Below are 24,279 nucleotides of genomic sequence, written 5' to 3'. Positions count from 1 at the left end.
GGATAGGAGCGCATCGCGCAATGTCGCTTGAAGACTGGTTGAACAAACGCTGGTATCCGGCCACCGAAAGCGGTGAAGTAAGCGGTACACAGCTGCCTTTGTTGGCGCCGCTGGAGCTGGCGTTCCGACACGGCAGTCGCTGGCGCAAGCAGCGCAATCAACCAGAGCCGCTGTCGGTGCCGGTGATTGTGGTTGGCAATATTACCGTCGGCGGTGCAGGCAAAACGCCCCTGGTCGCCGAGCTTGGCCGTTGGCTGAAAGAGCGTGGACGTAAACCCGGTATTATCAGCCGCGGTTATGGTGGCCGCGCCAAGCACTATCCCTACAATGTCACCGCCGAATCCCATCCCCTGGAATCCGGCGATGAACCGCTCATGTTGCACCTCATGACGGGCCTGCCGGTAATGGTTTCCCCAAAACGTGCGGAAGCGGCGTCTGCCCTGATTTCCGAACACGGTTGTGATGTGATCCTCTCTGACGATGGTCTCCAGCACTATGGTCTGTGGCGCAGTATGGAAATCTGTGTCGTCGACGGTCAGCGCGGTCTCGGCAACGAACACTTGTTGCCCCGCGGCCCGCTGCGGGAATCCGCGGATCGACTGCGAAGCGTGGATATGGTGGTGGTCAACGGTCAACCCAGTGCTCTGGTGGAATCCCAGGTGGGTGAAGAACTCGATTTCACCATGGAGCTGCAGCCATCGCGCTGGCATCAGTTCAATCTGGATCAAACATCGACTTTAAAGATCGAATCGGGCCCGGAAGTAGGGCCGTGTCACGGGGTGGCAGCGATCGGCAATCCCCAGCGTTTTTTTAACGCGCTGCGGGATATCGGTTTTACCGTGATGGAAATGGCCTTTCCCGACCACCACCAGTTCAGCCAGCAGGAGTTGCAGCTAGATGGGGTGACTCCGGTAATCATGACCATGAAAGACGCAGTCAAATGCCGTGACTTCTGGCAAAGCCACTGGTGGGCCATGGAAGCTCAGGCCCAGCTGCCGGATCTTTTTTATCAGCGCATTCACCAGCATCTGCAGAGTTTTGAACCCGCATGAGTGATACCAGTTCCTTTGAATTCGATGTCATTATCCCTGCACGTTTCGCTTCAAGCCGCCTCCCGGGCAAGCCACTGGCGGATATTGCTGGCAAGCCCATGGTGCAGCGGGTGTACGAGCGTGCTTGTGAGAGTGCCGCGCAACGGGTGATTGTCGCAACGGACGACATGCGTGTTGCGCAAGTGGTGCAGGGCTTTGGCGGCGAGGTGTGTATGACCAGTGCTGACCACGCTTCCGGAACCGATCGCCTGCAGGAGGTTGCGGCGAATCTGGAGCTGACTGAAGACCGAATCCTGGTGAATGTGCAGGGAGATGAACCCCTGATTCCGCCAGCGGTGATCAATCAGGTGGCTGCGAACCTGGCGCGGAACCGTACAGCCGGCGTCGCCACTCTGGCGGAGCCGATCCCGACAGTTGAGGACTTCCTCAACCCGAATATCGTGAAGGTAGTGGCTGAGGAGTCGGGTCTGGCACGTTATTTTTCCCGCGCGCCTATTCCCTGGCCGCGGGACGCCTTTGCTTTGGAGCAGCAGGCGCTGCCGGAGGGGCTCCAGCCGCGGCGCCATATTGGCATCTATGCTTACCGGGCAGGGCTGTTGAATCATTTTGTCAGTTGGCCCATGGCGCCGATCGAGAAATTCGAGGCGCTCGAGCAGTTGCGTTTCCTGTATCACGGTCACGCAATCCACGTGGATGATGCTTGCGAAGAAGTGCCCGGCGGTGTGGATACCCAGCAGGACCTCGAGCGTATGCGCGCTCTTTTTGCATAATTTGTGACGTGCCCGGGAAGGGCGCCTCGGTACGGAACTCAAATGTGCCGGGACAGAGAGCGGTACCAGATGATTCAGTCAGACGTAGATCTACAGCCTTTCAATACCATGACCATTGCCGCGCGGGCACGGTATTTTTGCGCGGCAACCACGCTGGATGAGCTGCGCGAAGCGCTCGAATTTGCCCGCACAAAACAGCTTCCTATTCTTCCTCTCGGGGGCGGCAGTAATATCGTACTTACCGGTGACTTCCCCGGGCTCGCGGTACATGTGGGGATGCATGGATTGGAGTTCGATCCGCTGGATGATGGTATTCGTATACATGCCGCTGCGGGTGAGAACTGGCATCAGCTGGTTATGCGCAGCGTCGAGCTCGGGTACGGTGGGCTCGAAAACCTGGCCCTAATCCCTGGAAATATCGGCGCGGCACCCATCCAGAATATCGGCGCCTACGGTGTAGAGCTTAAAGACACCTTCGAGCAGTTGACCGCGATGGAAATCGCTAGCGGAGACCTTGTTACCTTCTCTGCCGAGGACTGTCAGTTTGGTTACCGCGACAGCATCTTCAAAAGGGGCGCCAAGGACCGCTACCTGATCTGTGACGTGGTGCTGAAGCTGCCCCGAATCTGGCAGCCGCACGTCTCTTATCCAGCATTACAACAGCACTTTGCCGACCACGGGCAACCGCTGGACGAGCTGACTCCAGCCGTGGTGGCCAATGCGGTCATCGATATCCGCAACAGCAAGCTGCCGAACCCCGTTGAAATACCGAACGCGGGTAGTTTTTTTAAAAACCCGGTCGTGGATGAGCCCCTGTATACCGCGCTAAAAACCAGCCATCCGGGACTGGTGGCGTTTGAATTCGGCACGCAGTGGAAGCTGGCGGCGGGTTGGCTTATCGACCAGGCGGGGTGGCGTGGTTACGTTAAAAATGGCGTAGGGGTTCATGACCGACAGGCGTTGGTTCTGGTGAATCCGGGACATCGGTGCGGCAGCGAGGTGGTGAACCTGGCCCGCGAAATAGCCAGTGATATTCAAAAGAAATTTGGGGTGACACTGGAACCAGAGCCGCGCTTCTACCCATAAGTTAGCCGGAGTCTGCCAGCTTTGTGTTGAAACGGCATAATAGAACCCCTCACAACACAAGCCGGATAGAACATTTTTCCCCTAAAACGGAAAAAGTGATTGCTGGCCACATTCCTTATTTTGGGGATTTTTACATCGATCGTTAGCTCGAAAGCGGCAGTGCCCGCATGTATGCGGCATGTCGGAAATCGTGCTTAAAAGCATGCGGCATGAATCACCAGCGACTGCAATCTTTCCGTTATATTGACCTGAAATAACCGTAAACATGCCGCCTTTTATCTGCCGCTACTTGGTGCTATCTCGCTTTGCACCATGACATTTGTCTGGTATGTTGAGTCAGGGCTCTGTGGATGGATCTTTGCGGGTATAACCCGCTGAGCAATAACAAAAAACGTGATTTTGTGCAGGGGAGGTTTAATAGGAAATTCTTGCACAAGGTCAACTGAAAATCCGTGGTTGGGGCTAAATTGATAAAAGTCTTAGTGGTAGACGATCACGATTTGGTGCGCATGGGAATATCGCGCATGTTGGGTGACGTCGAAGATGTCCAGGTGGTAGGCGAAGCCAAGAGTGGTGAAGACGCGATCGCCTTTGTTCGGCAAGCTGAGGTCGACGTCATTCTCATGGATGTGAGAATGCCCGGCATGGGAGGTCTGGAGGCCACCCGTAAACTCATTTCCCGGTTTCCGCAGGCAAAGGTGATCGCCGTCAGCGCGCTGGACGACGACCTTTTTCCGAGCCGCCTGATTCAGGCTGGCGCTAAAGGATATGTCACCAAAGGGGCCGACCTCGAGGAAATGGTGCGTGCTATCCGCGCTGTAGTAGCTGGTGAAACATACATCAGTAGCTCCATGGCGACCAAGTTGGCACTGCGCAGTGTAAGTGGCGGTTCTTCGCCGTTCGAGGACCTCTCCGAGCGGGAGCTTCAGACAGCGGTAATGATCGTCAATGGCAACAAGGTGTCGGAAATTGCCGAGACGCTATCCGTCAGCCCGAAAACCGTGAACACCTATCGTTACCGGATTTTCGAGAAGCTTGGCCTGCACTCGGATGTAGAGCTGACATTGCTGGCGGTGAAGCATAACGTGCTGGATCCGGAGGAGGCGGTTTAGGGCGCGCACGCCCTTATCGGTGTAAAATCCGATCTCCTCTACAAAGAATTTAAGAAACAGGGGCCATAGGCCCCTGTTTTGTTGTTGGCACAAGAAACGGCTATGTTCGACAGCAAGCGCTTTCTCACAACGGTGACCCGCAAGCCCGGCGTTTACCAGATGTTTGACGCCCAAGGTAAGGTCCTGTACGTAGGTAAAGCGAAAAACCTGCGCAACCGCTTGGGTAGCTATTTTCGGGCCAGCGGTCTTACCGCCAAAACCATGGCTCTGGTGGAAAAGATCGCGGACATTGAGGTGACTGTCACTCGCAGTGAAACCGAAGCTCTGGTACTGGAGCAGAGCCTGATCAAATCCCAGCGGCCGCCTTACAATGTCATGTTGAAAGATGACAAGGGCTATCCGTATATCTTCCTTTCCAGCAAGGACACTTTTCCCCGCATAGCATTTCACCGTGGTGCCAAGAGAAAGAAGGGCGATTATTTCGGTCCATTTCCCAATGCTTCATCGGTGCGCGATAGCCTGAATTTCCTGCAGAAGACATTTCGAATCCGCTCCTGCGAAGACAGTGTTTTCGCCAATCGTTCACGGCCATGCCTGCAATACCAGATTGAGCGCTGTACCGCGCCCTGTGTCGATTTCATCAGCCCGGAAGACTACCAGGCGGATGTACGCCACGCGCAGATGTTCCTCGCGGGTAAGAGCGACAGTATCATCCGCGAATTGGCGGAGGACATGGAGCGCGCTTCGGTAACGCTGGAATTTGAAAAGGCCGCGCGCCTGCGCGACCAGATTATTGCACTGCGCCGACTGCAATCGGATCAGGTCGCCGAAAGCGGTGGTGCTGACGTGGATGTCCTCGGTGTGGCGACGTCTGGCGGCATCTGCTGTGTGCACGTGCTGTTTATCCGGCAGGGGCGCATTCTCGGGAGTCGTAGTTACTATCCCAGTGAAAAGCTGGGTTTGGACGATGCAGCCCTGCTGTCCGCTTTTATCCCTCAGTTCTACTTGGGCAACAATCGCGAGCTGCCGCGTCAGATTCTCGTGTCTGAGCCGCTCGAAGATATTGAGGCGTTACAGCAGGCACTGACCGAGCAGGCTGGCAAAGATATCCAGGTGGTCAATCGTCTGCGGGGGAATCGCGCCACCTGGGTCGAGATGGCCCAGCAGGCCGCGCGCCAAAACCTGCAGAGTCGTACCGCTTCCCAGCAGAAACTGCAGGATCGCTTCGAAAATCTTCAGGAGGTGCTTCGCCTGGGAGATTTGCCTGAGAGGCTGGAGTGTTTTGATATCAGTCATTCCAGCGGTGAAGCGACCGTTGCCTCCTGTGTGGTTTTTGATACCGGCGGCCCTGTGAAATCGGATTATCGTCGTTTCAATATCGAAGGGATTACCGCAGGTGATGATTACGCGGCTATGGGGCAGGCGCTCAAGCGCCGTTACACCCGTTTGTCTAATGGTGAGGGCCGCTTCCCCAATATTCTGCTGATTGACGGCGGCAAAGGGCAGGTGACACAGGCGGTGGATACACTCAACGAGTTGGGTATCACCGGTGTACAGATCATCGGCGTTGCCAAAGGCACCACCCGTAAAGCGGGGTTCGAGACCCTGCACATTGTGGCGGAGGGGCGCGAGCTGGTGCTGGAATCTGATTCGGCGGCGCTGCACCTGATCCAGCAGGTGCGGGATGAAGCACATCGATTTGCCATTACCGGTCATCGCCAGCGGCGCGATAAAAAGCGCCGCGAGTCGCCACTGGAGGGCATTCCGGGCGTCGGTCCGGCGAGACGGCGAGCGCTGTTACATCACTTTGGTGGCTTGCAGGAGATCCTGCGAGCCTCGGTCAACGAACTGTCCAGCGTCGAGGGAGTAAGCCGCAAACTTGCTCAAGATATATACTCGACCTTGCACAACGAATAGTCGTTGGCAAAGGAATCGCCCGCTGGCGTTTATTTTTGTATTCCAGATTGCTAAGTTACGCACTGCCGACGATGTGTGTTCAGCGACTGAAGAAGGACCAGCATGACTCTCGCTAACCAATTGACCCTGTTGCGCGTTGCGCTGATTCCTGTGTTTGTGCTGGTATTTTACCTTCCCTACAAGTGGAGCTATATCGCCTCAGCCCTCATTTTCTCTATTGCCGCCGCCACCGACTGGCTGGATGGCTATATTGCCCGCAAGCTGGATCAGAGTACGCCGTTCGGCGCCTTTCTGGACCCTGTGGCGGACAAGCTGATGGTGGCAACGGCGCTTGTACTGCTGGTTGACCTCCACGATTACCTCTTTTTTACGATCGCAGCGGCGATCATTATCGGCCGCGAGATCGCCGTATCCGCGCTGCGAGAGTGGATGGCGGAGCTGGGCTTGCGCAGCAGCGTGGCGGTCAGCTATATCGGCAAGATCAAAACTACTGCGCAGATGGCGGCCATCATTGTATTACTGGCGTTCGACGTTCAGGAGTTTCCATTAATGGAGACGATTGGCTATATCCTGCTATATGTGGCGGCGGCACTGACACTCTGGACCATGGTTATCTATCTTCGCGCGGCCTGGCCGGCGCTGACAGCTGACCCCGCCGAGGAGTCCGGTGACTGATCGAGAAGCAGCGTCACCTGCACGGATCCAACTCACCGGTCGCCGGCCCAATAAAAAAGCCCCCAGTAGGGGGCTTTTTTCGTTTTGCTGCAAGGAAACTTGCGCTTCCTCCCTATTTGGGAGACTGAACCAGACCCGCTCCATACACGTCGTCGTTGCCTGGTTTTCCAAGATCCAGAGATCCCTGCGCAAAGGCCGCCTCTACCTGGGCGGGATGCATGTCACCACCATTCGCGCCGATGATCAGCGCCGCAACACCCGCCGCATGTGGCGATGCCATGCTGGTACCGACAGACCAGTACCAGCCTCCGTTACCGGTGCTGAACACAAAGTCGAATACACCGCAGAGGTTGGTGATCGGGCCAACGGTGCACACATCGTTGTTGCTCAGGTAGTAGGTGTAGTCGCCACCCGGTGCCGCAAAGTCGATCAGGGACTGCCCATAGTTGGAGTAGATCGCGAGGTAGTCGAGGTTACCGTTACCTGCGGCCCAGCCCTGTGGGCCTGTCGCTGAAATGGAAATGGTATGGGGCGAGTCCGCCGGCAGGGTCAGGTTGTTGCCATCTTTATCACCATCGACCGAATCGTTGCCGGCGGAAGTGATGATGGTTGCCCCCGCCTGATAGGCGTAGTTGGTCGCCCGGGACATCATGGTGCGTAGTGCCGCCGCGCCGGGATCGCTCGCGGGGAAGGCTGCGCCAAGGCTCATGTTGATGACATCGGCATCCTGGTTGGCCGCGTGCACAATGGCTGCAGCCACAGCACCAAATGAGCCTGAGCCTTCGTCGCCAAGTGCTTTCAGCAAGATCAGGGTAGCATCCGGAGCCACACCGATTGTGCCAAAGCCGTTATTGGCCGCCGCAACTGTACCGGCAACATGGGTGCCGTGGCTGAACGTGTCCGGCAGGGTGTATGCCAGCCCTTCACCGGTAAAATCCTTACTGGCGCTGTAGTCGATGTTGGGTGCCAGATCCGGATGATCCAGGTCATAGCCACCATCGATAATGGCTACCCGTACTCCGGAACCGGTATTCCCCGCATTCCAAGCTTCCACCGCGTTCACGGCTGCATGCCCCCACTGGAGGTCGAAGTAGAAATCGTCGTCGCCACTCGCTGGTGGGTTCGCTGCCGCATCGAGCGTTATGCCCTCAGCGACAACGGGGTCGAAGAACTGGAAAGAGGCGTTAACGCCTGCGTGTTTGACTCCGGAAAGGGTGTTGACGGTCTTGCCGAACGCGCTATTGCCCTCGACCAGCAATACGCCGATTTCGGGCACGGTGCGGGTAATTTCCCCCCCCGCAGCGGCAATATCATCGAATGTTTTCTGGTGAATTTTATTACCGTGTACCACCAGTACCCAGGACTCGGCGATGGCGCCGGCAGAAAAACAGAATACTGCGGCACTGACCGCGACGAAGTTACGAATACAGCGTAGAAGCATGAATTGCCCCCTTGGTTTTAAATGCCAATTTCCCTACGGCTAATCTGGGAAGCGAAAGCCACTCGACCGCGCAATGAATCCCACGAAGGGCTGCGCGTCCGGTTGCTGGTTATTGTGTTCGCCAACCCTGGCGAGGGGACAATATAAACGCCGACTACCTGGCGGAGTAAAGGGGCCGCCAGCAAAAGCAATCTCTTTTGCCGATAGGGGTAATTTCCACGAAATCTGTGCACGGGTGGCACATGCTTTATCGCTACGGGGAATAATTGCGCGGAGAAATTGGAATCTTGTCTGGATAGTGCCATCAACAAGGGGGGTATTTTCTGCGTTAACAGCTGCGGAACCTTCCGCGATTTCACAAAATTGAGGATTTGCACGTCAATCGCGTTCCGGTACGATAGCTCCACTCGAGCTATTATGCGCCAATGGAGTTGTCGTGCTGCGTTCTCAAGCTTCCTCCCGTTTCGGTATTTATTTTGTATTCGCTTTCCTGTTTCTGGGGACTCCGATTTCCCCATCGCTCGCCGTTGCGGATGAAAAGTATCGTCGCGGTGAATGGTTGCCCCGATGGTCCGATGCCGATGGTGACTGCCAGGATACCCGCCATGAACTACTGATCCGCTACTCCCTGGCCCCGATTGCCTACACCGATGTCGGCAACTGTAAAGTCGCCACGGGCCTGTGGATGGACCCTTATACGGGCAGTTTTTTTGAGCTGGCTTCAGACTTGGATGTGGAGCATATCGTGCCGCTGAAGTGGGCCCACGAACGCGGTGGCGCGCACTGGTCTCGTGAGAGAAAGCGCGCATTCGCGGAAGACCCGGACAACCTCTGGCTGGTGGATGATGGTCGCAACCAGAGCAAGGGGCACCGCGGGCCAGACCAGTGGATGCCGCCATATGGCCCGGTGCGCCGTCACTATATCCAGCGCTTTTTGGCGGTGGTGAAAAAGTACGGGCTGGTGTCCAGCGAGGAAGAGGGGCGGATTTTTCTCGCTCTCCTAGAAAATCGTCACGGTTGATGGTCTTGCGTAGGGGCTTCCTGCGTCAGCGGGGAAGAGCGTCCAGGATTTCTCCAAAGCGCGATTCTGCGGGGTAGGGCGAGGCTGACCAGCCAAGGCGCACGATGACGGCGTTATGGCTCGGGCATACCATCAGCTTTTGCTCGCGATTTCCGAGCATAAAGTAGCTGTCGCGCGGCAGCTTCGGATGCAGCGGTAATTCGTCCCTACAGCTGTGATTCAGCCACAGCTGGTAGCCGTAGCAGGAGTCATTAGTGCTGATGTTGCTGGTTACGGCCCGCTGTATCCATTTGCTATCCAGCACTTGTGCGCCCCTGGTCATCCCATTATTGAGCAATAAAATGCCGAGTTTTGCCCAGTCCCCTGCGGTGGCAAAGCCATAGGAACTGCCGACAAATACACCGTCGGCGTCAGTCTCAAGTAGCAGACTGTGTAGCGCCATTGGCTCAAGGAATTCTCTCTGCAGGAACTTTATTGATTTCTCGGTGCCCCCCAGCTGTTTGTGCATCCAGCGGGCAATCAGATTGGTGGATCCTGAGGAGTAGGAAAAACGTGAACCCGGGGAGTATTTCAGGGGGCGCTGCAGTGCATAGCGCGACGCCGGTTGGTCGCCAAACAACATGCGGGTGGCATCGGTTCCGGGGTAGTAGCGTTCGTCAAACGCCAGTCCGTCACACATCTGCAGTAGGTTTTCCAGGGAGATGCAAGAGCGTGCATCCTGGCTCCACTCCGTAAAAAGATCTCGTTCTTGTGCGCTTGCCAGCCCCAGCGCTTCCATCCTGCCAAACAGCATTGCAATAACACTCTTTGTCATCGACCAGCCGAGAAGCCGTGTGTGCGCTGTGATGCCATTCCCGTAGGCTTCCGCGATCACCCGATCCCCGCAGGCTACCACTAGCGCACGAGTGTCCAGGCCTGTACAGAAGTCTTCCTGTAGCTGCCGCTCAAGTAGCTGCTGAAGGGGGGTGTGCGCACCGTTCTGGTGATGGGGTTCACTGCGGCGATGCTGAAATTCGATCGAGGGGCTGGGAGCGTGCGAGATTGTCTGATTGCGTGGCTCCAATTGTGGACCCAGCTGCGTTCCCATAGCTGGATCGAACCGTACCTGCGCGGACACAAGTTTTCCCAACTGCGCCTTGGTCACGTTGCCTGTATGACTCACTCGCACCAGTGAAAACAGGGGGGAATAATTGTGAAGATCCCGGTATATTTTTTCATTACTGAAGCCGGAGATATGGCGCGCTGAGCAGGCAAACTTTGCGCTCATATTTGCCAGCATACATAGAGGCTCCCATCGGGAGAGCAAAGTTTTTGCGCGCGCGTAGCTATAGGCCAGTAGCAGGGCTATAAGGCTGAGCGAGACGAGTTTGATCAGTGTGTTGCTGTCCATCCCGATGGGGGCGCTCACGCAAGCTGCGGAAACAGGTATAGGTGAAGATCTGTTGATCTTGGGAAAGCTTAGGAGAGAAAGGGAGGTGGTGCCCGGGGCGGGACTTGAACCCGCACGGCCAGAAGCCGAGGGATTTTAAATCCCTTGTGTCTACCAATTCCACCACCCGGGCCAGGAGGTGTTCAGCTGGCACCCTGTGGTGCCAGTGAGAAAGGCCAGCTCGGGAGAGCTCGCCAGGAGAATATGGAGGCTAGGGTCGGAATCGAACCGGCGTACACGGAGTTGCAGTCCGCTGCATGACCACTCTGCCACCTAGCCTAAATATCGCATTTCAGCGATGAAAACGCCGCGGATTCTAGCGGATATAATCCAAAAATCCTAGCATTTTCTGATACTTACGTGCCGCTGGGCGTGTAAGAGGGCGCTATTCTATGGGTTGTCGGGGATTAGTCAAGCGGAAGTGTAGATGAGTTATGAGGCGGTGGATATTTGACCAATATTCAGCCGGTTCCCGCGTCTAATAACTGATGGCAATTTCTCTAAATTTTCTATTGCCAAATGTTCTAAAGTTTTCCGGTATCCAGCTGGCAAAACCCGGGGTCTAGCCAATACTGAATGTAGCTGGCTTGCACACATCTCCCCCCACGTCGTGTTTAGTAGTGCCGGCCGGATGCCTTCCTCCATACGGGTATCCAGTGTGTTGTAAGGATGAAATCCTCCAAGTTTCACTCCTAATGGTCTTGGCCCTGACGCTCTCCCCCCCCGTCGTCAGGGCTTTTTTTTGCCCGCAAGAAATGTGCGCTCTAGCTGTGGAATCTTCGTTCCGGCCGCGTGTTCCGCGAGTGTGCGAAACTTCTCCAGGGTGATTTCTCCGCGGTCCACGGCGATAGTGCGCACCACATCGTCCAAACTTTTCTCTCCATTGCTGGATTTCTGAATTGCCTCGTCAATCTCGGACAACACGACCGCAGCCCTGGCGGTGGTTGGGCCGGATGAGCGCTTGACCAGAAGATTGGGCGACTCTTTGCCCCACTTGGCCAGGTCGTCCAATGCCTGTAGGTAACGCTTCTGGCTGATGCCGCCGGTGCGGCGCAGAGTTTTGAGGGAGTAGTATTCCGCGATGCCCTCCACAATCCAGTCGCTCTCCTTGTCTCCCCGAATCCCTGTCGCGACATGAACCAGCTCGTGCAACATGCTGCTGGTGCGATTTCCGGAGATCAGCGGCCGGTCTGCGTGCATGAACAGCGAGCGAGTACCCGACAGGCCGCCACGCCACATGGGGTCTCCGGCCATGACGATGAGAAGTTTGTCCGGGAATTGTGGGAACACCTTTTTCAGTTCAGGCAGGGTCCAGCTGAGGAAAGCCAGGGTGTCCTGCCTGCGCAGGCCTTTTCCCAGGGGGCCTGCAACAACTGTGTCAGTGCCGTCGATGACGTCTTGGCGGCTGCCAATTCTTCCCGCGATCATCCAGCCTTTAGGGCGGATGAAGCGGCGGCCCGGGTCCTTCAGCGTAAAGGTGTCGGGCTCTTTCTTTTCATAGGGCAAGAGCACATTCCATCGGTCCGGTGCTTCTATTTTAAGGGTTGCTTTGGAGTGGAGGTGCTTCGGTGCTCGAGCTGCGATCGGTGGAATAAGCTTGTCGCTGCGCAGGATGGCCCACTTGTCGGTGATTCGGGAGTCATATCTACCGGAAGACTTTTTGGCATCTATTACAAACTGATAGCGGATGCCATCGCGCGCTCCGCTGGGTTTCCAGATGGCCTTATCGCCTTCTACTGTCAGATGTTCGCCTTCCAGAGCCGTGTGTCGCTCCGGATCAAGGTGGAGGGTAAGTTTGCTAGGTAGTTCTTTTCCGGAGAGTGTGATTTCCACATTCGCCAAGCCGCTGTCTGGGTCCAGTTGCGCCTTGTAGACAATGTCGTAGTACTGCTTCTCGGCAGCTGCCGCCGCCCCAGCGAAAATACTGGTTAACACGAACAGGGCGGTGGCTATGACGGCACGGCAGGAAAATATAATGCGCAACGTATGGAACATGAATTCTGTTTGGCTCCGTTACCAATGGGCGGCAGGTACATCTTATGACCGCAGGCAAGGTTAACAGTGCCATGACAGGCTTTTCAAAGACTTATCGGAGCTTGGGTGGTTAAAAATTAACCCGCACCGCTGCCTGATTCGACGCGTGCGTGAACCAGGCTGGCAGCGACCAGGTCCTCAAGGGCGTGCCCTACGGACTTGAAGCAGGTAACCCCAGCGCGCTCCGCGGGTGCTGGGGATTTGCACAGGGAGGGGAGGTCGCCGAGGACCGATTGCGGGGTAATTACACCTTCAGCAATGGGAATCGCCAGATCGCCGGTCTCGTTCAGGGCGTGGGGCATTACATCAGCATAAAGGGCCACGCGCCGGATTAGCAGATCATCCGCTTCCCGCATATCCGGCCGGTAGGCGCCTACCAGGTCAATATGCTGCTCCTCTCTCAGCCACTTACCGTAGATCAGCGGCGTTTTGCTCATGGTGGCGCAGCTGACGATGTCAGCCCGTTGCATGCCGGATTGAATATCATTGCACAGCGAGACGTCGAAAGATTCGCCCTGCAAAGTGGCTGCTACCGCCCGGGCTTTATCTGCCGAACGCCCCCAAATCAGCACTTCTTTTATCGGGCGTATACTGGCATGCGCGCGCACAAGCTCGGGGGCGAGTGTTCCCGTGCCGACCATCAACAGGGTGTTTGCATCGACCGGTGCCAGATAATCTGCTGCCAGGGCTGAGGCCGCTGCGGTTCGTCGCGCAGTGATACTGGCCGCATCCATGACCACCCTGGGGGTCCCAGTTGCCGCATCAATAAGGGTGTACTGCCCCTGTATGGTCGGTTCATTCTGATTGTCCGGTGCGACCACTACGGTCTTTATTCCCAGATAGCCGTCCGCCTGCCATGCGGGCATCAGCAGCAGTGTATTTTCGCGGTCATGGCCTGCGGAGTATCGGTAGTGGTGGTGGTGCCGTTGTGGTACCTGCACCCTTTGTTCGCGAAATGCCTTTCGCAGCGCCGAGATGAGTTCCGGATACTCTAGCGACTGGTGGACAGTGTTGGCATCAATGTACTGCATGATTCGAATCTTTCTGATTTTTAGAGGCGGTATTCAATCGAGCAAAAAACCGTTTTTAAGCGGATCCAGTGGATCGATATAGAAACGGTGTTGACCGGTCATATGTGCGGTGCCGCTGATTTCGGGAACAACCGCCTTGTGGCCAGCATAGTCGAGTGTTTCTACGATACTTCCCTGAAAACTACTACCGGTGATGCTCTCTACGGTCAGCGTCTGGCCAGCTGATAATTTTCCCTGGGCCAGGTGCAGCGCGAGTCTTCCTGCCACGCCAGATCCGGTTGGGGATCTATCCAGCTCACCATCGGCAAAAATGCACACGTTGCGACTGCAGATGCTGTCGCCAGCGGAGCTAGACGCTGGGTTCCTGGAAAGCGCTCGCATATCCATAAATATGGTGCCGTACAAGAAACCGAGATCCGGCTGGTCAGGATGTTGGATTGAGATACCCTGCGCGATCACGGCTTTTTTGATGGCGCGTCCGGCAGCGATCAATTGCTGCGTATTTTCGGGGAGGAGCGGGAAGGGGAGCTGGTTGGCATCCACGTACGCGTAAAACGCACCGCCGTAGGCAATGTCGTAACGAATGTCGCCGAGGTCCGGCACGGTGACTTGCTGATTCTGGGCGAGACTGAAGGATGGAACACAGATAAATCGCGAGGAAACCACATGTCCGTCGGCGTCTGTTCTCGCGAATGCACGAATACGCCCACAGGGAGCATCAATAACCACGGGTGTTTCACTGCCTGGCGGGCGGGCCTCGACCCAGCCCATTTCCACTGCCAGCTTGGCCAGTGCTATCACAGCATGACCACACATGGTGCTGAAGCCTTCATTGTGAATAAAGATGGCTCCGAAGTCCGCGCCATCGTCATTGGGCGGTACCAGTATCGCGCCATACATATCCCGGTGTCCGCGCGGCTCCCACATTAGGGCAGTGCGCAGGTAATCGAAGTGTTCGCGAGCGTGCTTTCTGCGAGCCAACACATCTTCGCCCTCCAGCTCAGGAAAACCCGCAAGAATCACTCGTAACGGCTCGCCGCCGGTGTGCATGTCGATAGTGTCGATCGCCTGCATAGCGCCTGCCATGGGCGGAACGCACCGGTGGACACTTTTTTTGATTAATTCGAACGCGCTTTCCCGTGCCATATGAATCTGCCAGAAATATTATATCGAGCACAATAACAATACCGGCTTGTAGAATCAATTAGTCTGAAGTTCGGGGTAGAGGCGCGGCGTAAAGCATCGTTGTTTCAAGGTGAATGATCCATCACGCCACCAAGATGGTTTTTCTTTTCAAAGTAGGTGATGCCATCGCTACCGGCGAGAAATTCAGGGTATTCCCCAGCTGGGAGGCGTATCCAGCTGCCTTTTGAGAAACGCTGTTCACGGACGCGCAGGGTGCCGGAAAGTATGAGCAGTTCAGCACTCTGGATGGATGCCGGGAATAAGGGTATGCCGGCCTGTAATCGCTGAAGGCTAACCTGCTCATAGCCTCCGGAAAAAAGAGGGCAGACTTCGCGATCAGTCATCTGTTGCCAACAATTCGTATCGTTGGTGTTTACGCGCACAGTCTGATTTTCTTCCGCTGGCATTTGCCTCAGTTTCACGAAAATAGTCGCACCCGGATCGCTAAACGGCTGATGCTTGGAACCTGGTGGGTTGCGAAGATACCAGCCTGCCGGATAGTCGCCCATCTCGTCTGAAAAGGTACCGGATAGCACCAGAATCTCCTCGCCCCCCGGATGCTGGTGTTGGGGGAAGTGGGAGTTGGGCGCATACCGTACGATGCTGGTGGCTCGGGCTTTTTCTTCCCCGATACGATCCAGCATCACGCGCTCGACTCCTGCTTGGGGGGAGGCAATCCACTGATACTCGTCGCCACTCACAGTGGCGCGGCGAGAAAAATCTGCGTTGATCAGCATTTGAGGGGTTCCTTGCGGGCGCAGTTGTACTGAATTTTGTGCTGGCTATATACCTGTTTCTGGCATTGCGAATTCTAGCGCGGCAACAGGGGCGTTACGCTCAGGAAAGTATTTTATGTGGCGGTCAGGCGTCAGAGGTTGGAGGCGGAATAAGGGTTCTGGCTGGCCAGCTCGGGATATGAGGTGTGGGTATCAGGGACAATTGGCCGAAAGACTGACATAAAAAAACCCGCTTGAAAGCGGGTTTTTAAAATATGGTCGGTGAGAGAGGATTCGAACCTCCGACCCCTTCGTCCCGAACGAAGTGCGCTACCAGGCTGCGCTACTCACCGATTTGTTTGAGCTGTGATCCCGCAACGGGACCTGCTCGGGCTTCCTTGTGAAGCGGGCGGCATTATAGCAAGCGTTTCGCTTCTGTAAACCACTGATTTCATTAAATTTAACGCCGGGGCCGGTCAGGGCCCCGGAGGCCGCGTCAGCCCTTGATTTGGCGGATTAAACCTTCCTGGGTCGTGGAAGCGACCAGGCGGCCATCGCGGGCAAAGATCTGGCCACGGCAGTAGCCTCTGGCGCCACTGGCAGACGGGCTGTCGGTCACGTACAGCAGCCACTCGTCCGCGCGGAACGGGCGGTGGAACCACATCGCATGGTCGAGGCTGGCGGGCATCAGGTTGGGATCGAACAGGCTGATCGGGTGTGGCTGCAGGCTGGTGCCCAGTAGGGCCATATCCGACGCATAGCACAGGGCGCTGCGGTGTTCGACCGGGTCGTCAGATAGCTCGCTGTCCACCTTGAACCAGAACATACAGCGTGGCTCACGGATCTCGCGGTCAAAGTAGCTCATCGGGTCGATCGGGCGGAAATCCACCATGTAGCGGCGCTGGTTCTGAGCCGCGCCATTCATGCCCGCTTCTTCAGCCAGCTGCTGGGTGTTTTTCAGCTTCTCGGGCGGTATTACCCCTTCAGTGGGCATTTCTGACTGGTGATCAAAGCCCGGCTCCTCGATCTGGAAGGAGGCGGACATATTGAAGATGGCTTTGCCGTTCTGTTTGGCAACCACGCGGCGGGTGGTGAAACTTCCACCATCGCGAATGGGATCTACATCGTAGATCACCGGTTTCTCGCTGCTGCCGGGGCGCAGGAAGTAAGCGTGGAGGGAGTGGGGGAGGCGGTCTTCGACGGTGCGCGCGGCGGCCATCAGTGCCTGGCCCAATACCTGGCCACCAAAGAGTACCTTGCGGTAGTTTTCCACGTGTTCCCGGCTGCGGAACAGATTCGTGTCAAGTTCTTCTACGTCAAGGAGCTTGCTCAGCTTTTCCAACATGGGCGATACTGCCTGTCTTCTGTAAATTTATTACCTCTTTCCCGGCCCACCAGCGAATCAGGCCGTGAGGGCAGGGCTGAAAATAATAGCAAGTGTTGGCTCAATGACCATTACTGAATTTATCAAATCTGATGTAAAAGCCGTTCTCCAGGCGGAAGGCCAGTTGCCGTACAAGCTGACCCTGGGCGCTATGTCGGAGCATTACAAGGTCAGTTTGACACCGGTACGTCATGCCGTCGATGAATTGGTAGAAGAGGGCGTAATCCGTCGCAAAGACAACGGCCGTCTGGAAGCGCAGCCCGAAGTATTGAAAGGGGTGAAACTGGAGACCCCTAAAGCCGATGCCACTGAGCACAAGCTGTACGATGAAATCCGCGAGGATGTCATTGCGAGAAGCTTGAAGCAGGATACCGAATACCTGCGCGAGCAGGCCACCGCAGAGCAATACGGCGCTGGCCGTACCGTGGTGCGGCAGATTTTTTCGCGCCTGGCCGGGGCGGGATTGATCGAACATGTGCCGCGCTGCGGCTGGCGGGTGCACCCGTTCAGCGAACAGGACATGCACAATTATCTCGATATACGGGAAATGCTGGAATTGAAGGCGCTGGATCTCGCGCGCGGGCATTTTACCGACGAAGAACTGCAACAGTTACTCAAGGCAAACCGCCCGGCCACTGGCGCCGCGCAGTCTGAGCTGGATTTTGATCTGCACGACTACTGGATAAAACGCTGCGGTAATCGTTACATTGAAGAGTTCTTTGAGCGCTACAGCCCTTTCTACAATGCCCTGTTCAACTACGCGGTTATTGATGAAAAAGTGAAGCGGGAAATGGCGCGCGAGCACTGCGATATCGTGGAGTGCCTGTTGGCGAAAGACTGGAAGGGCGCTCGTAAAGCGTTGAGCGCCCATATCCGTGAGCAGCGGGAAGCGGTATCCAGAATGATCGCGTTCCTGAACGAAAAGCAGTCCGCCTGATCAGATCAGCCGATGCCGTGGGCGAACGGATCTTCAGGGTCCAGGATAATACGGCATTCGGCACTGATATAAGCGCTGCCGGTTATGGTGGGAATCACTTCTATCCTGCCATCCCGAGAAGCGGGTAGTGCTTTAACCCTGCCTTCAAAAACACTACCAATGACGCTTTCCTGACGCCACACGTCACCTTCCTGGATGATCCCGTCCGCATACAAACAAGCCAGTTTTGCACTGGTTCCGGTGCCGCAGGGTGAGCGGTCATACGCGTTACCGGGGCACAGCACAAAATTCTTGCTGTCCGCTTTCGCGGGATCAGACGGCGGCGCGAACAGTTCGATGTGATCGATCTCGCTACCGTCTTCCCCGGCAATTTGGTTTTCCGCCAATGCGATTCGCACACGATGGCAGTAGTCTGAGAGCTGATCTGTATTGTCTACATCGACACGCAGGCCGTGTTCGCCGATCAGAAAGAACCAGTTTCCTCCCCAGGCGATATCCCCGGTGACCGTTCCCAGACCTTCAACATCCAGAGCGACAGATTTCCGATAACGGTAGCTGGCAACGTTATCCAGGCTCACCCGGTGGTTGTTGTGCAGGACAAACGATACTTTACCGACCGGGGTTTCCAGCTGGTGTTCACCCGGTGCGATCAATCCCTTGCGGGCAAGGGTGACAGCCAGGCCGATGGTGCCGTGGCCGCACATACCGAGATAGCCGACATTGTTGAAAAAGATAACCCCGGCAGCGCACTCCGGGTCCTGAGGTTGGCAAAGCAGGGCACCGACCAACACATCGGATCCGCGAGGTTCGCGGATTAGCGCAGCACGCAGGTGATCGAAGTGCTCGCGAAACTGCACCAGTCGTTCAGCCATGCTTCCGTCACCCAGGTCGGGGCCGCCCTCCACGATGACGCGAGTGGGCTCCCCGCCGGTATGGGAGTCCACGACTTCGATACTGTGATTTACGGTTTGATTCTTGTCGCCGAACACGATAACTCTCCGGATTATTCTTATTGTCGCCGTTAGCTGAATGGATTCAAAGTGGTCAAAGTGGCGCTTTGGTCCATTCACCGTCCACCAGGCGCCAGGCTCCTGTCGGATTCTCATCCTGCAGTGCTGGGGGCAGTCGATGGGCACGCACGTTGTCATAGCAATCGAGCTTGCTAAAACGGATCAGCGAGGCCGGGATTCCTACCGCGGTAAAGCCGGGATGCCCGGATGCAGGGAAGGGGCCACCGTGATTCATCGCCGGGGAGACCGCGACACCCGTGGGCATCTTGTCATTCAGCAGCCGGCCAACCTTGGTCCGCATTACCGGTTCGATCTGATTGTAATCGGAATCGTCGCTGTCATCCCGCGCAGAGTAGATACAGCCGGTGAGGTTGCCTTCGAGGGCGCCGAGAATCTGGCGGGTCTCGTCAATACTATCGCTCTCTACGATCAGCGCGGTATTGCCAAATGCCTCAGTCTGGCAGCGCTCTGGCTGCTGGAGAAACCCCTGACCGGTAACGCGCAATAGCGTATTTGGCCGTGAGACTCGGGTTGGATCCGCAGTGGTGTTGTCTGTGAGGCATGTTGCCCCGGCGGTTTGCAATTCTTCTACGGCGCGGCTCAGGTTGGTTTCGACACCGGCGCTCAGCAGGGTGCCTACCGGGCTGCTGTTGAATCGTTCCACGCAGAGATTCACAAACTGCTCCGCGTCCTTCCCCGCCGGCAGGATGACCAGACCGGGATTGGTGCAGAATTGTCCGGTTCCCATTAAGCAGCTACTGGTGAATTCTTCGGCGAGCTCATTGCCGCGCTCGCGCAGTGCTCCCGGCAGAACAACCACCGGGTTGATGCTGGATAGTTCGAGATAAATAGGGGTGCCCACCGCATCCGCAGCCTGTTTCAGGGCGAGGCCTGCGGCGCGGGACCCGGTAAATGCGGCTGCCCCGGTGCGGCTATCGCCGACCATTTTCAAACCGTCCGCGCGGCTGGTCGCGTACAGCATCTGTACGGTAGCCAGGGGAAGTCCGGTTTCTTTGATTGCCTGCAGCGCCAGTTTTGCCAGCATCAGGCAGGTACCGGGGTGTGCCGAGTGCGCCTTGGCGATCACCGGGTTGCCAGCGGCTACTGCTGCGGCAAAATCACCACCGGCCAGGCCATTGAACGCCAGGGGGAAATTGTTCGGGCCAAAAACGATAACCGGTCCTATGGGACCGTGCAGGCTGCGGATATTAGCTGCGGTATCGATCGTGGCCCGTGCCCATGAGCCATCTGCGGCAGCGCTTGCCGCCTGGCGCAGTTGGTTGGTGGTGCGCGGCAGCTCTACCTCAAGCAGGCGTGGTTTTACCGGCAGGCCGGTTTCCTCGTGTGCCCGAGCGCAAATGGACTCTGCTTCAGCTTCAATAAGCTCGGCAAATCGCTCGAGGAATCGGGCCCTTGCCTGTGCCGGGAGGGATTTCAACTCTTGTGCGGCTTGCTCCGCAGCGTCCAGTGCAGCGTCGCAATCGGACCAGCTGGACACGGGATACTGGTGTTCTATTGGAGCGCGGGTAGACGGGTTGGCGGGCTGAAAGCGGCCGGATTCGGCCGCTTGACGCCACTCGCCCGCTATCAGAACGGGGGCTGAGTACATCGCAAATTCTCCACTCACTGGTCTTACTGAATGTTCGGACGGGTGGCGATTGCGGTGCGAATGATCTTCAGCACTTGTTCGCGTTCTTCACCGGCCAGGTTCAGGCGTGGATTGCGGCAGAGTTCGCTACCGTAGCCGCATTCCTGCACTGCCAGCTTGATGTATTGCACCAGCTTGGGTTTGGTATCGAGGTGCAGCAGTGGGGTGTACCAGCGATACACTTTGCGTGCTTCCTCAAAGTTGCCGCTGGTGGCCAGATCCCACATCAGGCGATTCTCCTGTGGAAACGCATTGACCAGTCCCGAAATCCATCCGTGGGCACCGAGCGCGATACTCTCAAGGGCCAGGTCGTCAACGCCGCAGAAGAGTACAAAATCATCGCTCACGAGATTGGCGATATCGGTGAGGCGGCGCGGGTCATCGGATGCCTCTTTTACCGCAACAATATTGGGCACCTGTGCGAGGTCGGCTACCGCTTCCGCCGATACGTCCACGCCGTAACAGGCGGGGTTGTTGTACACCATCACCGGCAAGTCCGTGGCCGCAGCGACGCCGCGGATATGGGTCACGATTTCCGTGGCGTCCGCCTTGTAGGACATGGGTGGCAGAACCATCAGGCCGTCTACACCCGCCCGCTGTGCGGCGCGAGCGAATTCCTTTGCCTGGGTGGTGGTGTACTCGGATACCCCGGTCAGTACCGGCACGCGGCCGTTGACATGCTTGACCGTGGCCGACAGCACTTCCGCCTTTTCCTCCTGGCTCAGGGAGCAGTTTTCTCCCACGGTGCCAAGCATGACCAATCCATTAATACCCGCTTCAAGCATCACTTCCAGGTGGGCCAGGGTTGCCGGAATATTCACCGTTTCATCGGCGTTGAACTGAGTGGTGGCTGCCGGGAATACGCCGCTCCAATTAATCTGCATGGGACTTCCTCATCATGGTTACTGCATGTTTGTTGTGCGAATGGGGTGGGATTGCGCTGGCAGTGGTAAAAAGCGCTTTGCCCGTATGTGTTTTTGTGTACAATAAATAAAGTTTTCGATGGCTGTCAACCGATAAATATCTCGCGGGCCACATTTCGCAGGCCTCGAGCACCAGGTAGCAGCCTTCTTTATAGAATTGATACGCATTCGTACCGGAGAGATCGCAGATGACTACATTGGCCGCTTTGTACCCAGCGCATATAGATACACTCATCCACCGTCACACAAAGGCATTGGAGGCGGCAGGGTACTCTCGGGTGGTTATTCATTCGGGAGGTTCGCTGGTCCCGTTTCTCGACGACAACCATTACCCGTTCAAGGTCAATCCGCATTTCAAACACTGGCTGCCGCTGTTGGCGCATCCACATTGCGCAATCGATTACCGGATCGGTAGCAAGCCGCGTCTGATTTACTTCCAGCCCGAGGACTACTGGCACAAGCCACCGTCTGACCCGGCGGGCTACTGGGCGGACTTCTTTGATATCGAGCTGGTGACGGCCGTGGAGGATGTGGCGGCGGCGCTTGAGGGAGATATGAGTCGCTGTGCATTTATCGGCGAAGATGCGTCCTGCATGTCTGGGTTGGCAAAGTCCCAGGTGAATCCCCGTGCACTTGTCGATGAGCTGCACTACTACCGGGCCTACAAAACCGCTTATGAAGCGGAGTGCCTGCGCCGCGCCAATCGCATCAGCGCAGCCGGGCATATGGCGGCGGGGGATGCGTTTATGGCGGGTGGTACCGAGCTGGAAATCCACCACGCCTATTTGCGAGGCGCCGGGGTGTTGGAAGTCGAGTTGCCCTATACCAACATTATTGCCATGAATGGACACAGCTCGGTGTTACATTATCACGGTGCTGACAGGGACAAGATGGCGGCAAGCGACATACACTCCCTGGTGATTGATGCGGGTGCAGATTATGCAGGCTATGCCAGTGATATAACCCGTAGCTATGCGTTTCGCGATGGCGAGTACGCTGTGCTTTTACAGGCAGTGGACCAGGCACAGCAGGCACTGGTTGGGGAGGTAAAGCTCGGTGAAAGTTTTGCCGACCTGCACTGGCGCGCGCATTTCAAAATTGCCGAAATCCTGCAGCGATTCAACTTCGTCGCCATGGATCCGGAAGACATGGTGGCCGAGGGGATTACCAACGTATTTTTCCCCTGTGGCCTGGGGCACTTTATCGGGCTGCAGGTACACGATGTCGGCGGCTACCAGATGGCGCCGAGAATGCGGGCCAGCCTGCGCGACCCGCGCGCACCTTATTTGCGTTTGGCGCGCACCATCGAGGCTGGCCAGGCCCTGACCATCGAACCGGGTATCTACTTCATGGATATGCTGCTTGGCGAGCTGGCACACAACAAACACAGCCGTAAAGTGAATTGGGCAAAGATCGACGAATTCCGAAAATATGGTGGTGTCAGGGTAGAGGACTGCCTGTTTATCCACGAGGACCGCGTAGAAAACCAGAGCCGGGATGCGTTCAAGGCGCTGGCGAAGGAGAAGGCGGTTGACCTTCTGCATGTTGATGCAGATAGCAATGCAGTAATGTGATTGAGCTGGATCACTAGTAAAACGACGCGCTCAAATGGCTGGATAAAAGAATAGTGACCAGAGTGAAAGACAGTAACGCAGAACATGAAGTTGTTGTGATCGGAGGCGGCATTGTCGGTGCGGCCATTGCCGAGCAGTTGCAGAGCCGCGGACACCGGGTGTTTCTGGTGGATCGCGACACGCCCGGAAATGGTTGCTCCTATGGCAATGCGGGACATTTTGCGACAGATGTCGTGTTCCCCCTGGCTAACATGCAGACCATCCTCGCTCTCCCTAAAATGCTTGCAGATCCCCTGGGGCCTCTGTCCATTCGGTGGCAGTATCTGCCGAAGATGTTGCCCTGGTTAATGCGGTTTGCGCTGGCCGCGCTTCCCGGTAATGTGCGTCGCTCCTGCGACAATCTGCGCGCGCTGAACAGCCGGTCTATTGATAGTTACAACCGATTGCTGACGCGTCTCGAGCTACAGGATCTGATGACCAGAAAGGGCGCGCTCACCATTTATGAGTCCCAGCAATCAGAAAAAAAGAATCGGGCAACCGTCGAGCAACTCAGGGGATTCGGGGTGGAAATCGAGTCTCTGGATCGCGCAGAGATAAGGGATCTGGAACCCGCACTCGGTGAAAATATTGCGGGTGGGCTCTTCTTTCCGAAAACCGCGCATACCGTCAATCCGTTCCGGCTGGTGCAGTCTCTGGTTTCCCGCTTCTGCGATCAGGGTGGCGTTTTCCTGCAACAGAATGTGACCGATGCGCACACTCTGTCGGATGGTACGACACGGGTCGTACTGGCCGATGGCAGTGCGCTGCGTGCACAAAAAGTCATTCTCGCTGCCGGGGCTTGGTCCCGTCCCCTGGCCAGGCAGCTGGGCTTTTCTGTGCCTCTGGACACCGAGCGCGGCTATCACCTGATGCTGCCAGAGCCAGGTTGTACTCTGTCCCGGCCGATGGTGTCCTTCGAGCGCTCGTTTGTGATGACGCCGATGGAGGAGGGGGTGCGTCTGGCTGGTACGGTGGAGCTGGCGGGATTAGAGGCCCCGGCCGACAATCGACGGGCGGATATCCTGTTCCAGCATGCACAATCAATTTTGCCTGGCCTGCAAAGTCAGGGGGCGCAGCGCTGGATGGGATTCCGGCCATCGCTACCGGATTCACTGCCGGTGATTGGTGCGTCCCCGAAAAACCCCAACCAGCTGTTTGCCTTCGGGCATCAGCACCTGGGGCTGACGCAAGCCGCGATTACTGCAGAGTTGCTTGCAGACCAGCTGGAAGGAAAGCGCCCGGAACTGGACCTCACGCCATTTTCCATTACACGCTTCTGAACAGAAAATCCGGTG

The 24,279-nt window shown here is 56.6% G+C and carries 20 protein-coding genes and 3 tRNA genes; 10 read left to right on the top strand and 13 right to left on the bottom strand.

All coding sequences use genetic code 11. The annotated features are described in order from the left end of the window. Window positions 1–20 precede the first annotated feature (20 nt). The 6 genes from lpxK (at window position 21) to pgsA (ending at window position 6,612) form a co-directional block, all read left to right on the top strand. Window positions 21–1,052: a tetraacyldisaccharide 4'-kinase gene (gene lpxK, locus ACONT6_RS08820; RefSeq protein ID WP_428821338.1), complete on the top strand. Its 1,032-nt coding sequence runs from the start codon at window positions 21–23 to the stop codon at window positions 1,050–1,052. Further along, window positions 1,049–1,822 (top strand): 3-deoxy-manno-octulosonate cytidylyltransferase, encoded by a 774-nt coding sequence (gene kdsB / locus ACONT6_RS08815; protein WP_428821337.1) that lies wholly within the window; start codon window positions 1,049–1,051, stop codon window positions 1,820–1,822. The genes lpxK and kdsB overlap by 4 nt, the downstream gene beginning before the upstream one ends. A gap of 69 nt (window positions 1,823–1,891) precedes the next feature. Beyond that, window positions 1,892–2,908, top strand: coding sequence for a UDP-N-acetylmuramate dehydrogenase (gene murB, locus ACONT6_RS08810; RefSeq protein ID WP_428821336.1), 1,017 nt, complete (start codon window positions 1,892–1,894; stop codon window positions 2,906–2,908). A gap of 452 nt (window positions 2,909–3,360) precedes the next feature. Next, on the top strand, window positions 3,361–4,020 hold the full coding sequence (locus ACONT6_RS08805) for a response regulator (RefSeq protein WP_428821335.1): 660 nt from the start codon (window positions 3,361–3,363) through the stop codon (window positions 4,018–4,020). A gap of 102 nt (window positions 4,021–4,122) precedes the next feature. Next, window positions 4,123–5,937, top strand: a complete 1,815-nt coding sequence (uvrC, locus tag ACONT6_RS08800; RefSeq protein ID WP_428821334.1) for an excinuclease ABC subunit UvrC — start codon at window positions 4,123–4,125, stop codon at window positions 5,935–5,937. A gap of 102 nt (window positions 5,938–6,039) precedes the next feature. Then, window positions 6,040–6,612: a CDP-diacylglycerol--glycerol-3-phosphate 3-phosphatidyltransferase gene (pgsA, locus tag ACONT6_RS08795; protein WP_428821333.1), complete on the top strand. Its 573-nt coding sequence runs from the start codon at window positions 6,040–6,042 to the stop codon at window positions 6,610–6,612. A 112-nt stretch (window positions 6,613–6,724) separates the two neighbouring features. On the opposite strand, the gene ACONT6_RS08790 is transcribed toward pgsA, so the two are convergent. After that, window positions 6,725–8,053: a S8 family peptidase gene (locus ACONT6_RS08790; RefSeq protein ID WP_428821332.1), complete on the bottom strand. Its 1,329-nt coding sequence runs from the start codon at window positions 8,051–8,053 to the stop codon at window positions 6,725–6,727. Window positions 8,054–8,489: 436 nt separating this feature from the next. Between ACONT6_RS08790 and ACONT6_RS08785 the strand changes: the two genes are divergently transcribed. After that, on the top strand, window positions 8,490–9,074 hold the full coding sequence (locus tag ACONT6_RS08785; RefSeq protein ID WP_428821331.1) for a GmrSD restriction endonuclease domain-containing protein: 585 nt from the start codon (window positions 8,490–8,492) through the stop codon (window positions 9,072–9,074). A 25-nt stretch (window positions 9,075–9,099) separates the two neighbouring features. Here the strand turns inward: ACONT6_RS08785 and ACONT6_RS08780 are convergent, their stop codons facing one another. The 9 genes from ACONT6_RS08780 to ACONT6_RS08740 form a co-directional block, all read right to left on the bottom strand. After that, window positions 9,100–10,353 (bottom strand): serine hydrolase domain-containing protein, encoded by a 1,254-nt coding sequence (locus ACONT6_RS08780; protein WP_428821330.1) that lies wholly within the window; start codon window positions 10,351–10,353, stop codon window positions 9,100–9,102. 197 nt (window positions 10,354–10,550) lie between these two features. Then, a tRNA-Leu gene (locus ACONT6_RS08775) sits at window positions 10,551–10,636 on the bottom strand. Window positions 10,637–10,708: 72 nt separating this feature from the next. Continuing rightward, window positions 10,709–10,782 (bottom strand) — tRNA-Cys (locus ACONT6_RS08770). 450 nt (window positions 10,783–11,232) lie between these two features. Continuing rightward, window positions 11,233–12,498, bottom strand: coding sequence for a hypothetical protein (locus ACONT6_RS08765; RefSeq protein WP_428821329.1), 1,266 nt, complete (start codon window positions 12,496–12,498; stop codon window positions 11,233–11,235). Window positions 12,499–12,614: 116 nt separating this feature from the next. Beyond that, a complete protein-coding gene (locus ACONT6_RS08760; RefSeq protein WP_428821328.1) occupies window positions 12,615–13,568 on the bottom strand; it encodes an ornithine cyclodeaminase family protein in 954 nt (317 codons plus the stop codon). A gap of 33 nt (window positions 13,569–13,601) precedes the next feature. Further along, window positions 13,602–14,654 carry a proline racemase family protein gene (locus tag ACONT6_RS08755; protein WP_428821327.1) on the bottom strand — a complete coding sequence of 351 codons (1,053 nt, stop codon included), beginning with the start codon at window positions 14,652–14,654 and terminating at the stop codon, window positions 13,602–13,604. 164 nt (window positions 14,655–14,818) lie between these two features. Then, window positions 14,819–15,490, bottom strand: a complete 672-nt coding sequence (locus tag ACONT6_RS08750) for a cupin domain-containing protein (protein ID WP_428821326.1) — start codon at window positions 15,488–15,490, stop codon at window positions 14,819–14,821. Window positions 15,491–15,745: 255 nt separating this feature from the next. Next, a tRNA-Pro gene (locus ACONT6_RS08745) sits at window positions 15,746–15,822 on the bottom strand. A gap of 143 nt (window positions 15,823–15,965) precedes the next feature. Then, the gene (locus ACONT6_RS08740) at window positions 15,966–16,814 is read right to left on the bottom strand and encodes an acyl-CoA thioesterase (RefSeq protein ID WP_181253101.1); all 849 of its coding nucleotides are present in this window, start codon (window positions 16,812–16,814) and stop codon (window positions 15,966–15,968) included. Window positions 16,815–16,917: 103 nt separating this feature from the next. Here ACONT6_RS08740 and ACONT6_RS08735 point away from each other — a divergent pair, with 103 nt between their 5' ends. Beyond that, window positions 16,918–17,790, top strand: a complete 873-nt coding sequence (locus ACONT6_RS08735; protein ID WP_181253102.1) for a GntR family transcriptional regulator — start codon at window positions 16,918–16,920, stop codon at window positions 17,788–17,790. A gap of 5 nt (window positions 17,791–17,795) precedes the next feature. On the opposite strand, the gene ACONT6_RS08730 is transcribed toward ACONT6_RS08735, so the two are convergent. The 3 genes from ACONT6_RS08730 to ACONT6_RS08720 are packed head-to-tail and all read right to left on the bottom strand — an operon-like array spanning window position 17,796 to window position 21,332. Beyond that, window positions 17,796–18,779, bottom strand: coding sequence for a proline racemase family protein (locus ACONT6_RS08730; protein WP_428821325.1), 984 nt, complete (start codon window positions 18,777–18,779; stop codon window positions 17,796–17,798). A 55-nt stretch (window positions 18,780–18,834) separates the two neighbouring features. Further along, window positions 18,835–20,409 carry an aldehyde dehydrogenase (NADP(+)) gene (locus tag ACONT6_RS08725; RefSeq protein WP_428821324.1) on the bottom strand — a complete coding sequence of 525 codons (1,575 nt, stop codon included), beginning with the start codon at window positions 20,407–20,409 and terminating at the stop codon, window positions 18,835–18,837. 23 nt (window positions 20,410–20,432) lie between these two features. Then, window positions 20,433–21,332, bottom strand: a complete 900-nt coding sequence (locus ACONT6_RS08720) for a dihydrodipicolinate synthase family protein (protein ID WP_428821323.1) — start codon at window positions 21,330–21,332, stop codon at window positions 20,433–20,435. A gap of 227 nt (window positions 21,333–21,559) precedes the next feature. Here ACONT6_RS08720 and pepQ point away from each other — a divergent pair, with 227 nt between their 5' ends. Together pepQ and ACONT6_RS08710 are read left to right on the top strand one after the other, a co-directional pair. Then, on the top strand, window positions 21,560–22,945 hold the full coding sequence (gene pepQ / locus ACONT6_RS08715; RefSeq protein WP_428821322.1) for a Xaa-Pro dipeptidase: 1,386 nt from the start codon (window positions 21,560–21,562) through the stop codon (window positions 22,943–22,945). A gap of 53 nt (window positions 22,946–22,998) precedes the next feature. Then, window positions 22,999–24,264, top strand: a complete 1,266-nt coding sequence (locus tag ACONT6_RS08710) for an NAD(P)/FAD-dependent oxidoreductase (protein ID WP_428821321.1) — start codon at window positions 22,999–23,001, stop codon at window positions 24,262–24,264. Window positions 24,265–24,279: the final 15 nt, after the last annotated feature.

This window comes from Microbulbifer sp. MCCC 1A16149 (assembly GCF_050368945.1).
Taxonomy (GTDB): domain Bacteria; phylum Pseudomonadota; class Gammaproteobacteria; order Pseudomonadales; family Cellvibrionaceae; genus Microbulbifer.
Note: the sequence above shows the minus strand (reverse complement) of the source record. Positions and strands in the feature narration are given on the sequence as shown.